This window comes from Stutzerimonas sp. (assembly GCF_982611455.1).
In genome coordinates this window covers 1-11897 of the sequence record NZ_CEXBBO010000003.1, presented here as the reverse complement: position 1 = coordinate 11897, position 11897 = coordinate 1, and the positions used below count along the sequence as shown (strand labels likewise).

Sequence of the window (11897 nt, the reverse complement as noted above, 5' to 3'; positions counted from 1 at the left end):
TGCCATTCGCCGGTCAAGCGCCTGGGTTCAGCCTGCGTAACAGGTTGATGCTGATGTTCTGGAATACCTGGCCCAGCGCCTGCAATTTGCTGAGCGGGGAAATCAATGCCAGCGCATGGGAGAACACCTGAATCAGGAAATACTCATAGAGCGCCTGATCGCCGATCCGCTGGTAATAGCGGGCGAGGCTGTAATAGGCGTGCATGCTCATCTGGATGCGCTGTTTGCTGCTGCGCATGGAGAAGATCCCGCCCTCATGTACGCGGTAGGCGGCGGGCTTGATTTCTTCGATGAACTTGCCTTTGCCGTAAGCACCCAGCAGCGACCACCAGCAGATATCCAGCACTTCGACGCCGTGCAGTTCCGGCGGCAGCTCCTGCAGCAGATTGCGAAAACAGACCGTCAGCGTCGATACCGGGCGTGCCTGCATCAACTGGCGAGCACTGGCGTCCTGCCGGTACTTGCCCTGCATGTCCGGACTGCGGACAACGCCCTGCATGTCCGGACTGCGGACAACGCCCTGGCTGTTGAACATGAATGCGTCGTGATAGGTGATCACGTAGTCGCGGTTTTGCTCGAGAAAGTCGACCTGTATCTGCAGCTTGCGCGGGTCCGTCCAGTAGTCGTCCCCTTCGCAATAGGCGATGTACTTGCCGCGCGCCCTGGCGAACAGCCGTGTGCTGAACGGTACGCCCTGGCGGTACTGGTTTTCGCGCTGATAGATCGGCTTGATGACGCTTGGATAGCGCGCGGCATATTCGCAAATGATCGCCGCAGTTGAATCGGTCGAGGCGTCGTCATGAACGATCACCTCGAAGGGGAAGTCCGTTTCCTGCCGGAGGAACCCATCCAGCGTTTCCCTTATGAAGGATGCATGGTTGTAGGCCAGGCAGACGATGCTCAGCAAGGGTTCACGCCTGTCGCCCCAGGTTGCCATCAAGGCTTGTTCGTTCTTCGGTTGCGTGTTCATTCAGATGCTCGACTTGGTCATCAATACATAAAGGCGGAGTACGACGGGTTTGGAGGTAAAGGTGACCAGCGTCACGCAGATCAACCCGCTGACCGCCAGTCCCAGAAGTGTGTCGAAGCGGTTGTCGCTGGCGATGGCGGCGAACACGGGCTCACCGATCAACAGGCCCACGCCGGTCATGGCGGTGATACGCAGCAAGTCCTGCAGCCATTGCCGATGCAGGCCGGGAGCGAAGCGTTTGTGAACCATCGACGGCCAGATAAAGAAGGTCAGCATGCGCAGCCCGAACCAGGCCAACGCTGCGCCGTAGACGCCATGTTCCAGCGCCGCATAGATCACCAGTGGAATGCTCACCGTGGCAGAGATCAGGCTGAACCAGACATGCAGGCGCAGCTGCCCATGGGCGTATTGCAGGTAAAACTGGAAGGCGGTGGCGGCCATGATCGCGCTACCCAGCACATACCAGGGCAGCACCGACCGGCTCCATTGCGCGGCTTCCAAATCACCGGTCCAGGCGAATATCAGCTCGGCGGAGTGAAAGGCGATCACCCCGGCAAGGGGAAACAGCAGGCTGCAGACGAAGCGGGTGGCGTTCAGGTAAAGCGCCTGCATCTCGTCGATCCGGTCTTCGGCGACGAGCATGGTCATGCGGGGCAGCAGCGTCTGCACCAACGGATTGGTAAGCGTCATGATGCCGGTCGAAATCAGCGCCACCAGCGAGAAGTAGCCGTACTCCTTGAGTAGCAGCACGTTGGACAGCAGCACCTTGTCCAGCTGCGTCAGAATGATCCACAGCACCGAGGTGAGCGACATACCTGCCGCAAAAGGCAGCACCGGCCTGACCACTGCCCAGTCGAAGCCGGTCAACAGCTTCGGATTGGGCATCAATGCGTAAGCCTTGGCGGCGAAAATCAGCATCTCGATCAGGGCTACCGCTGCCTGGAACAGGAAAAAGTCCAGCGGGTCCTGACTCACATAAGCCACCAGAAACAGGCCGCCGAAATAGCGCAGCGTGGCGACGAGGATGTTTGCGCCGTTCAGCCAGGCATGCAGTTCGAGTCCCTGCAGGCCGCTCTTGTACAGGGTTGCGTACAGCTTCAGGCCGATCATCAAGCCCATGAGGCTGATGCAGTGGACGATGGTCGCAGTACTCAATTCCTGCACTTGCAGCCACTGATGAGCAATCCAGCCGCTGGAGAAATGGATGGCCAAAACCGTCAGCGCCGCCAGCGGCAAAAAGATGATTTCGAACGAGCGCAGCAACCGCCCGGGCTCGTAGCGTTGCGCCGCAACGTCCGGGCGGCCACGGAAATGCGCGATCTGGCGAACCAGCGACGGTGACAAACCTGCGTCTAGCAATTGCAGCCAGGCCTGTAGCACTGCGAAGAACCCGATCAAACCATAGGCTTCCGCTCCCAGATGGCCGAGATAGAAGGGCAGGATGAGAATACCGATCAGCAAAGCGTACGCCTGACCTGCGTAGCTCAGGCCGGTGTTGCGAATCATGGAAAGCTTTCGAGAATCGGACATCAAATCAGACCGCCGCGAATGAGTCAGGAAATACGCTTGCACTTGGGATCGAGCAGGCTGAGTCGGTGTTCGTTCAGCAATCCGACGGAGCCGGCCTGCGGCCAGTATTGCTCCGCGCGCGCTTGGGTGCGCCGCAGCGATTCGGTCAGCGTCTGAATTACGGTGTTCTGGATGTGTCGCGGCAGGCCCGGATAGATCGGCAGGCAAAGCACGCGGCGGCTCAAGCTCCGCGACTGTATCTGCGGCACCTGTGGCTGCAGGTGGCCAAGGGTATCCAGCGAGGGGTAGAAGTAGCGCCTGGGGTTGATACCTTGCGCATTCAGTGCGCTGCGACTGCGCAGCAGTTGGTCTTCATTGGCCAGGGCTATCGGGAAATAGCTATGGTTGCGCGCGGAGTGAAGCTGCTGGTGCTGCAGGTCGAAGTGATCGCCCAGTTGTTGTTCATAGCGCCGGGCAATCTCTGCCCGCTGTTCCAGAATCAGCGCCATGTCGTCGAGGATGCACAGGCCCATGGCGGCGGCGAACTCGTTGAGTTTGGCGTTGATGCCGATACCGTTGATGGTGTCGGTATCGACGATGCCGAAGTTGCACAGCAAACGAATCCTGGCTGCCAGCGCATCATCGTTGGTAACGATGGCGCCCCCTTCGATGGTGTGGAAGAGCTTGGTGGCATGGAAGCTGAGCGTGCTGACATCGCCCCAGTTGAATATTGACTGATCCTTGTAGCGCACACTGAACGCATGGGCTCCGTCGTAGATCACCTTCAAACGATGACGGTCGGCGATCTGCGCGATGTTCTCGACATCACAGGCGTTGCCGAAGACGTGGGTGGCAACGATTGCTCGGGTATCGCTGTCGATCCTCGCCTCGATGGCGTGCGGATCGAGGTTCCAGGTCGCCTTGTCGATATCGGCGAATATTGGCCGAATGCCTTCCCATTGCAGCGAGCTGGTGGTGGCGACGAAGCTGAACGGGGTGGTGATGGCGCTGCCGGACAGATCCAACGCCCGATAAGCAATCTGCAACGCCAGGGTTCCGTTGTTGGTGAGGATGATGTTCCTGACCCCCAGGTAATCGCGCAGGCGCTCCTCCAACTCCGTGACAAGCGGCCCGTGATTGGTCAACCAGCCGGACGCATAGATGCTGTCCACGTAATTGAGAAACTTGGTCTTGTTGCCCAGATACGATTTGGTGACATTGATCATCTCGACGTCCTTATCGCTAGCCATGGCGAAAGTGCGAAGCGGAAAAACACGGTTGGTGCCACGTCGGTTCAGGCGGCCGGGTGGGCCCCGGCAGCGGTCGCGCGGCGGGCGCGGCGCTGGTTCAGCTTGAGAATCAATCGGGTCGCGAGACTGCCTGCATGCGGATCGCCATAATGAAAGATGGCAGTCGCGCGGCGGTTGGCAGGATCGCAAGGCTCGTTTGCATGCAGCGTGCGGTAGCCCCAGAACAGATAGAGATTGCCGGGAACCAACTGCAGCTTCTTTGGCTGCAGCAAATTGCGGCGAATGGCGGCGCTGATCAGCTTTCGGCTCAGCGCGTTCTGCAACAAGGCTTTTTCCAGCACATTGAACAGAACGTTCGAACGTACACGGCGAAGGTTTGGAAAAATGATCAGGTCACCGCAATCGACGCCATTCTTTGGAATTTCAATGGGCAGCAGTACTGTCAGAAGGCTCGCGTCGTAGTGAAAGCAGTTGGACTCTCGGCGTCCTGAATCACCCTGTACGCAGCGCAGCACCTGAAATATCGCGTCGTTAAAAGAGGCTTTTCCCGTACCGGTCTGATGAATGCCTGCAAGCATTTCACGAAACTCCGGCGCAGCGCCTAGGATGCCCAATAAAGAGTTCGCGATTGCGTCTCCGCCATGGTGCGCGAAGTAATGGCCCTTATGTTTTTCGGCGTCGATCCGAACCTGCTCTTGCAATGACGTTAATTGATCTTGAGTTAGAAAGTTGGCAACGCAGGAATAGCCTGTGTTGTTCATCTCGCGAACAATTAGTTGATGCGTTTCTGTATCTACGCTACGAAATAAAGTGCTCACGATTCACTCCGAGTTGGAATAACGCAAGTTGCGGGTGTGCAAATAGCGAGTACCCAGATGCACGCAGCGAAGCAAAACCGAAAGTTGAGCGGTTGGCTATTGGCTTTTTTATTTTATGGGTTCGAAGATCAGAGGCCGTTCCCTGGGCTTAGCCTTGTTTTTGCCGCAATTGTTTTTCATCAGGCAATGCTACCGCCACCGGCGATCATGGCCGTTTTGTACGCGCTTGCTGCATATTGCGGTTCGTCGTGCTATGGCCATCAGGCAAAGCTACCGCACTCGGCTGGGATACGAGATAAGCATTAGCGATAAGAAAAAATATTCAGCGCTCAGATATAAAGGTGCGCTGTAAAACGATGCCGTCTCTGAATTGCTCGTGGTAGCAAAACTTGACTATCTTGTTGGCTGGCTTGCCGTTTCGTTGAGCATCCTGTCTCTGTTTTATGTGACGTAGTTATCATCTAGAACCGGGCGACAGTCAAGATCGAAGAGCCAAATTTTTCGTTAAAAAATCGCGTGGTGTGCGTTTTGTCATCGTAAGTCGTTGATAAATAGGTGTCCTTTCTGGCTGTTCATGGCGCGTTTACAGATCGGCAGTATTTTTCAATAAAACAACAGTCAGTCTTTCAAACTAAGCCATTCGATCTATTGAACTTTGTGCGGAGAAGAAAACGACGCATAGCCAGAATGCACTAATGCCAAAAAGGATTAATGACTAAAAAAGGTTTTGGGACGATTGCAGCGCTGAGAGGGAAGGGCGATTTTCGTAGCGCAACGAAAAAAGGCCACTCGCATGAGTGACCTTTTTCGTATTTGGTTGCGGGAGCCGGATTTGAACCGACGACCTTCGGGTTATGAGCCCGACGAGCTACCAGACTGCTCCATCCCGCGTCTGTGGGCGGCATTCTACAGACTGCCGTGTCTCTGTCAACCGCTCGCGCAAAAAAAAGAGTTTTCTTTTCAATTGTTTAGCCGATTCGCCCGCCATCGGTGCTGGCGGGCGGCAGCTTACTGCTGCGCTCGGCTTTTTTCTCTGCCAACGAAAAAGGCCACTCTCAAGAGTGGCCTTTTTCGTATTTGGTTGCGGGAGCCGGATTTGAACCGACGACCTTCGGGTTATGAGCCCGACGAGCTACCAGACTGCTCCATCCCGCGTCTGTGGGCCGGCATTCTACAGCTTTCGGTCGTTCTGTCACGGCTTTTATCGAAGATAAGCTCGTTTCTTCTAAGCGCTTAGCGAAACAGTAATACCGTGCCGCGTGGTTATGGCTGGCCGGTCCTGCGGTGCTTCAGGGCCAGGTTTGTGGTGGTAGCGAGCGATTCGCAACATGCCCCAGAGCATGGCGAATGCGGCGCCGCTCCAGCCGATGATCATCAACAGAATTACCAGTGCGGGTGTGATCATTGTTGGATTCCTTTCTAAGCTGCCATCAACTGCTCTCTGAACATGGACCCCGGATCGATATGGACGGTTCCACCTGCCGTCGGTCGGTGATCCTCGCAGGTGATGCACGGCTGGTTCACTAAGCTGCCTAAAACGTTGTCGTGACTTGGTAAGGAGGATTTATGCGGACCTATCTGATAATTGCGCTTGGATCCGTGCTTGGGCTTGCTGCAACAACACCTGCAGCCGCCGCCTCGCTTGAGCGCTCAGCGCCCAGCACTATTCAATTGGCGCAAAACACCGGCGCCGTCGACCGCACCCTCGGCAACAGTTCCATGGGCGTTGGCGAAGGAATCGAACGCCTACCCGAACGATCCGAAACGGATAACGATGGGGATGATGAGCGACGCACACGAAAGATTTACGACGAATCGGGCCACGGCGACAACAATACCGATATGGAACATCACCCGCGCCGGACTCTAGATGATCGCGAGGACGATTGATTCATCCAGTCGATGCAGGCGGGCACGTTCCTAACCAGTGATCCGCTCCGTACAATGCGGTCCTTTTTCGAGTGGGCCGTACAACATGCAGATCGCCTTGGCGCCCATGGAGGGTTTGGTCGACGAAATTCTTCGTGATGTGCTCACACGCGTCGGTGGTGTGGACTGGTGCGTTACCGAATTCATCCGCGTATCGGACCGTTTGTTGTCGCCGTCCAGTTTTCGCAAGCTCGCCCCAGAGCTCGATGATGGTGCGGTGACGCGGGCGGGCACGCCGTTGCGAGTGCAATTGCTGGGCTCCGATCCGCTTTGCTTGGCCGACAACGCAGCTCTAGCCTGCAGCCTAGGTGCTCCCGCGATCGACCTCAATTTTGGCTGCCCGGCCAAGACAGTGAACAAGTCTCGGGGCGGTGCCGTGCTGCTCAAAGAACCCGAGCTGCTTCATTCGATCCTGTACCAAGTGCGCAAGGCAGTGCCGGCGCATATCCCCGTTACAGCCAAGATGCGGCTGGGCTTCGACAGCCCAGACGGTGCACTCGATTGCGCCAGAGCGTTGGTCGATGGCGGCGCCGAACAGTTGGTGGTGCATGCGCGAACCAAACTCGACGGCTACAAGCCACCTGCGCATTGGGAGTGGGTCGCCAAGGTTCAAGACGTAGTCGGCGTGCCGGTTTTCGCCAATGGCGATATCTGGTCGCTGGAGGACTGGCGCCGCTGCCGCGAAATCAGCGGCGTGGACGACATCATGCTCGGTCGCGGGTTGGTCTGTCGGCCGGATCTGGCTCGCCAGATTAGTGCTGCGAAGAATGGCGCAGCGGTCGAGCCGATGACGTGGGAAAACCTGCAGCCATTGCTCGCTGACTTCTGGCTACAGGCGCGGCGCAAAATTTCACCGCGCTATGCACCGGGTCGGCTCAAGCAATGGATATCCATGCTGACCCGTAGCTACCCGGAAGCGGTTTCGCTATTCGCCCAATTGCGGCGGGAAAACGATTGCGAGCGACTCGACGTTCTACTGGGTATCGACAGCAACGCGCCGAGTTTCGAAGCAGCCGTTTAGCGTCCGCCGCTGACATCCAGCAAAGCGCCGCTGGTATAGCTAGCTTTATCGCTGGCCAGCCAGACAATCGCTTCGGCCACTTCTTCAGCATGACCGCCACGGCCCATGGGCACGCTGGCCTTGACGCGCTCGACTCGCCCAGGCTCGCCGCCGCTGGCATGAATCTCGGTGTCGATCACACCCGGCCGCACGGCATTGACGCGAATACCTTCTGCCGCGACTTCCTTGGCCAAGCCCAGGGTCATGCTGTCGATCGCGCCCTTGGCGGCTGCGTAATCGATGTATTCATTGGGCGCGCCGAGCTTCGCTGCGATCGAGGAGACATTGACGATGACGCCGCCATTACCTCCGTAGAGCGTCGACATGCGTTTTACTGCTTGGCGCGCGCAAAGAAAACTACCCGTCACATTGACCGCAAACACCCGCGCCAGCCGCGCCGCATCCATCTCGTCCAGGCGCATCTGGTGCTCCAGCATGCCCGCGTTGTTGACCAGCACATCGAGCCTGCCGAACTCATCGTCGATCGCAGCGAACAACCCGGCCACTTGGGTCTCGTCGGACACATCGGCTGCCACGGCGATTGCCCGGACACCGGTGCTTTTAAGCTCTTCCAGCAGGCTTTGCGCGGCATCCTGGCGGTGATTAAAGTTAAGGCACAGCGCATAGCCTTCGGCGGCAGCAAGTCTGGCAGTGGCGGCGCCTATTCCTCGGCTGGCTCCTGTAATCAGCATAACTTTGGACATAAATTAACTCCGACGAACGGTCTTGAAAAGCAGCGGGCGATTCCTATTTAGGGGGTCACAGGATGCCGAATTCGGGTCCTGTCATAACCACTCGCTGAATTTCAGGAGATAGCAAATGAGTAGTTTTTCTATGGCTCCGCTGTTCCGCCAATCCATTGGCTTCGATCGTTTCAATGATCTGTTCGAGTCTGCCTTGCGCAACGACGCGAGCAGCTCGTTTCCACCGTACAACGTGGAAAAACATGGTGATGATCAGTACCGAATCATCGTAGCAGCCGCAGGTTTTCAAGAGTCCGATCTGGATTTGCAGGTCGAACGCAGCGTACTGACCGTCAGTGGCGGCAAGCGTGAAAATGGCGGCGATAACGTCACCTACCTGCACCAGGGCATCGCTCAGCGTGCATTCAAACTGTCGTTCCGCCTGGCCGACCATATAGAGGTCAAAGGCGCGGCACTCAACAACGGTCTATTGAGCATAGAGCTCGAACGCGTCGTGCCGGAAGAGGCCAAGCCCAAGCGCATCCCGATCAACGGTGAGCGTCTGGTGCTGGAAGAGGTCTGACCTTGAGAAGGGCGTCGCAAGGCGCCCTTTTTTGCTTGTAGATCAGGCTGTCAAATTCGTTGCCAACAGCTCGCTGAACTCGGCAAGCGGCAGCGGACGGCTGAACAGATAGCCCTGATACAGATGACAGCCCTGCAGCTGCAGCAGCTCGAGCTGCGCCTGTTGTTCGACCCCTTCGGCGATGACTTCCAGCCCCAGGCTTCTGGCCATTGCGACGATAGCGCGAATAATTTCGGCGTCATTGCCGTCATCCAGCGCGTCGCGGACGAATGACTGATCGATCTTCAGCAGATCTACTGGCAAGCGTTTGAGATAGGTGAGCGAGGAGTAGCCGGTGCCAAAATCATCCATCGCGAAGCTCACCCCATGTCGGCGCAGGCGACGCATCTTCGCAATGGTGTCGTCCAGGTTCTGAATCACGATGCCTTCGGTGATTTCCAGCTTGATCATTTGGTGTGGCAGCCCGGTGGCTTTCAGCGCTTCGACGACGCGTTCGACGAATTCGTTCTGGCGGAACTGGCGCGGGCTGATGTTGACGCAGAGGCTGAATTCGTCGGGCCGGACCAGATCGTTGGCCAGTAATAAAGCACCGATTCGGCTGGCTTCCTTTATTACCCAGCCGCCGACGTCGATGATCAGTCCACATTCTTCCAATACGTCAATGAACTGGGCGGGCGAGCGAACGCCATGCTCCGGGTGATGCCATCGCAACAGCACCTCAGCACCGACCACCACGCCGGATCGTGCGTCTACTTGAGGCTGCAGGTATAGCTCGAATTCGTTGCGCTGCAGTGCCAATCGCAACTCGTTTTCCAGCTGCAGGCGGGCACTCGCGGCTTCCTGCATGGTCGCTCGAAACATCTGTATGGCATTGCGCCCAGCATCCTTGGCTCGGTAGAGGGCGATGTCGGCGCGCTTCAGCAGGTCGGCAGGGGTGTCGCCGTGATCTGGCATCAGGGCAATGCCGATACTCGGGGTCACTTGCAAGCGATTGCCTTCGAAGACCATCGGCTCGGCGAGTAGAGTGCGCAGCTTTTCCGCGACCTGGCGAACGTGGCGGGCCACCTCCGAGCGCTTGCCGGTAAGCCCGGTCAGAAGCACGACGAACTCATCGCCACCAAGGCGGGCAACGGTATCTTCCTGGCGGATGCTGGCCTCAAGGCGTGCCGTGATCATTTTCAGTACGCCATCGCCGACTGGATGTCCGAGCGAGTCGTTAATGTGTTTGAAGTGGTCGAGATCGAGAAATAGCAGCGCGCCGCGCAGGTTGTGCCGTTTATGCAGCGCGGCCTGCTGGGTCAGGCGATCCATGAGCAGGGCGCGGTTGGGCAGGTTGGTCAGCGGGTCGTGGTAGGCCAGATGATGGATCTGTGCATGGGCGGCCTTCAGTTGGCTGATGTCGCGCGCCGACATCAGTAGGCATTCGGTGTCGTTGAGCTCGATCGGCTCTACCGACACTTCGATGCTCAGCGGGCTGCCGTAACGATCCTGGCCGATCATCTCCCGGTTGGTCACGCGGCCGTCACGTTCCAGCAGTTCGAGAATTTCGTTGCGTTGCGTGACAGCCCAGATGCCAAATTCGGCAGGAGTGCGGCCGATGGCTTCTTCCGGGCGGTAACCGGAGAGACGGTAGAAGCCCTCGTTGACTTCGATGAAGCGCCCGGTGCTGCGCTCGCTGATGATGATTGCGTCGGGGCTCGAGTGAAATGCAGTAGCGAACTTGGCCTCGCTGGCCTTCAGTGCCGCTTCGGCCTGCTGTCGCTTGGTGACGTCCCTGAAAGTGGTGACGATGCACAGCCGCCGGTCGATACGAATGAAGCGACTGGAGACCACACAAGTGATGTATTGATCTGCTTTGGTGCGAAATTGCGCTTCGGCATTTTCCAAGCGCTGGTGGTGAGTCAGCTGCTGATAGAGTTCCTGTCGCTGATTCTCATCGCGCCAGAAGCGTAGTTCCGGGGCCGAACGTCCTACGATCTCGCTGCTCTCCCAACCGAATACGGCGCTGAATCTCGGGTTGATCGCAATGAACTTACCGTCGCGAATGCGCGACAGGGAAATCGGATCTGGACTGCCCTGGAACAGCGCGGAAAACTTGGCTTCGGACGCGGCTAGATGCTGCTCGCGCAGAACACGCTCGGTGGCATCGATAATAATTCCGGCCATTTGCAGTGGGGCGCCGTGCTCATCACGATAGAGTTTGGCGGTGCTTTCCAGGTGGCGGACCGTGCCATCCGCATGTTCCGCTTGGTAGACGGCCTGGTAGGTCTGGCGCCGCCCGGCGAGCAGATCGTTGTAGGCCTCGCGCATGGCTTGCCGGTCTTTTGCCGCGACGCTGCGGAAAAACTCCCGAAACGATCCATCGAAAGGGCCCTCAACGGTGCCCTGCAATTCAGATGCCCGAGCCGAGGCATAAAGCCTGTCGCTCGGGATGTGCCATTCCCAGTTGCCAAGCTCTGCCGATGCCAACGCCAACTCCAGACGTTCCTGACTGTCTTCGAGGGCTTGGGCCTGGATGTGCTGGTCGGTGATGTCGCGGACGATGCCCACCAGCGTTGACTGATCCGTGCTGCCAGCCTGTTGCTGACCGTCGATTTCCAACCAGTGCACGCTCCCATCTGCCCAAAGCACCCGATGGCGAAAGCTGAAGCGTGGCTCGTTGCCTTTTAGTGCGGAGCGAAGGAAAGATTCGATACGGGATCGGTCTTGCTCGGCGACGAGCGTCAGATACGCTGCCTGTGTCACTTCGACGAGCGGCTCGGCGAGGCCAAAAAGCCTGCTGGTGCCGAGTGACCACTGCACGACGCCGCGCCGCAGGTCCCAGGACCAGATGCCCAACCCTGCACCGTCGAGCACCGACAGCAGGCGAGAGGCGTCCTGCCAGGGTGTTGTTGCTTCGTTTGCGGTGGTATTGCGTGCGGGCTCAATGGGCAACATGAACGGCCTCGGCCGGGCAAATCAGGGAATGGCTAATCGGTGAAGAACAGACAATGTGCATGGGCTTCTGGGTATCGTTGTAGTTATGCCCCGAACTTATCCGTAGCTAAGGATGGTCTGAAGTAGTTGTGTATTTCTGGCTGACTTCAGCCCCTGCC

10 protein-coding genes and 2 tRNA genes are annotated in these 11897 nt (G+C 57.7%); 3 read left to right on the top strand and 9 right to left on the bottom strand.

All coding sequences use genetic code 11. From position 1 onward, the window contains the following. Window positions 1-13: 13 nt before the first annotated feature. The 7 genes from AC2LD7_RS02410 to AC2LD7_RS02380 all read right to left on the bottom strand — a co-directional run bounded on the left by AC2LD7_RS02410 (window position 14) and on the right by AC2LD7_RS02380 (window position 5952). Window positions 14-970, bottom strand: coding sequence for a glycosyltransferase family 2 protein (locus tag AC2LD7_RS02410; RefSeq protein WP_484596265.1), 957 nt, complete (start codon window positions 968-970; stop codon window positions 14-16). Next, window positions 971-2500, bottom strand: a complete 1530-nt coding sequence (locus AC2LD7_RS02405) for an MATE family efflux transporter (RefSeq protein ID WP_484596264.1) — start codon at window positions 2498-2500, stop codon at window positions 971-973. A gap of 23 nt (window positions 2501-2523) precedes the next feature. Then, window positions 2524-3705, bottom strand: coding sequence for a DegT/DnrJ/EryC1/StrS family aminotransferase (locus tag AC2LD7_RS02400; RefSeq protein WP_484596456.1), 1182 nt, complete (start codon window positions 3703-3705; stop codon window positions 2524-2526). A 68-nt stretch (window positions 3706-3773) separates the two neighbouring features. Then, entirely contained in the window at window positions 3774-4547 is a 774-nt protein-coding gene (locus AC2LD7_RS02395) for a hypothetical protein (protein WP_484596263.1), read from the bottom strand. Between the two features lie 814 nt (window positions 4548-5361). After that, a tRNA-Met gene (locus AC2LD7_RS02390) sits at window positions 5362-5438 on the bottom strand. A 187-nt stretch (window positions 5439-5625) separates the two neighbouring features. Next, window positions 5626-5702: transfer RNA gene (locus AC2LD7_RS02385), tRNA-Met, on the bottom strand. Between the two features lie 70 nt (window positions 5703-5772). Further along, on the bottom strand, window positions 5773-5952 hold the full coding sequence (locus AC2LD7_RS02380; RefSeq protein WP_484596262.1) for a hypothetical protein: 180 nt from the start codon (window positions 5950-5952) through the stop codon (window positions 5773-5775). A 161-nt stretch (window positions 5953-6113) separates the two neighbouring features. On the opposite strand from AC2LD7_RS02380, the gene AC2LD7_RS02375 reads away from it, so the two are divergent. Continuing rightward, entirely contained in the window at window positions 6114-6437 is a 324-nt protein-coding gene (locus AC2LD7_RS02375; RefSeq protein WP_484596261.1) for a hypothetical protein, read from the top strand. Between the two features lie 85 nt (window positions 6438-6522). Next, window positions 6523-7497 (top strand): tRNA dihydrouridine synthase, encoded by a 975-nt coding sequence (locus tag AC2LD7_RS02370; protein ID WP_484596260.1) that lies wholly within the window; start codon window positions 6523-6525, stop codon window positions 7495-7497. On the opposite strand, the gene AC2LD7_RS02365 is transcribed toward AC2LD7_RS02370, so the two are convergent. Next, the gene (locus AC2LD7_RS02365; protein ID WP_484596259.1) at window positions 7494-8240 is read right to left on the bottom strand and encodes an SDR family oxidoreductase; all 747 of its coding nucleotides are present in this window, start codon (window positions 8238-8240) and stop codon (window positions 7494-7496) included. The genes AC2LD7_RS02370 and AC2LD7_RS02365 overlap by 4 nt on opposite strands. Window positions 8241-8355: 115 nt before the next feature. On the opposite strand from AC2LD7_RS02365, the gene AC2LD7_RS02360 reads away from it, so the two are divergent. Further along, window positions 8356-8802, top strand: a complete 447-nt coding sequence (locus tag AC2LD7_RS02360; RefSeq protein ID WP_484596258.1) for an Hsp20 family protein — start codon at window positions 8356-8358, stop codon at window positions 8800-8802. 42 nt (window positions 8803-8844) lie between these two features. Here AC2LD7_RS02360 and AC2LD7_RS02355 read toward each other — a convergent pair whose 3' ends face one another. Then, window positions 8845-11739: a sensor domain-containing protein gene (locus AC2LD7_RS02355; protein ID WP_484596257.1), complete on the bottom strand. Its 2895-nt coding sequence runs from the start codon at window positions 11737-11739 to the stop codon at window positions 8845-8847. Window positions 11740-11897 lie beyond the last annotated feature (158 nt).

Coding starts and splice junctions, on each gene's coding strand:
- AC2LD7_RS02410 (WP_484596265.1), bottom strand. CDS start 970: ATGAACACGCAACCGAAGAACGAACAAGCCTTGATGGCAACCTGGGGC.
- AC2LD7_RS02405 (WP_484596264.1), bottom strand. CDS start 2,500: ATGTCCGATTCTCGAAAGCTTTCCATGATTCGCAACACCGGCCTGAGC.
- AC2LD7_RS02400 (WP_484596456.1), bottom strand. CDS start 3,705: ATGATCAATGTCACCAAATCGTATCTGGGCAACAAGACCAAGTTTCTC.
- AC2LD7_RS02380 (WP_484596262.1), bottom strand. CDS start 5,952: ATGATCACACCCGCACTGGTAATTCTGTTGATGATCATCGGCTGGAGC.
- AC2LD7_RS02375 (WP_484596261.1), top strand. CDS start 6,114: ATGCGGACCTATCTGATAATTGCGCTTGGATCCGTGCTTGGGCTTGCT.
- AC2LD7_RS02370 (WP_484596260.1), top strand. CDS start 6,523: ATGCAGATCGCCTTGGCGCCCATGGAGGGTTTGGTCGACGAAATTCTT.
- AC2LD7_RS02365 (WP_484596259.1), bottom strand. CDS start 8,240: ATGTCCAAAGTTATGCTGATTACAGGAGCCAGCCGAGGAATAGGCGCC.
- AC2LD7_RS02360 (WP_484596258.1), top strand. CDS start 8,356: ATGAGTAGTTTTTCTATGGCTCCGCTGTTCCGCCAATCCATTGGCTTC.
- AC2LD7_RS02355 (WP_484596257.1), bottom strand. CDS start 11,739: ATGTTGCCCATTGAGCCCGCACGCAATACCACCGCAAACGAAGCAACA.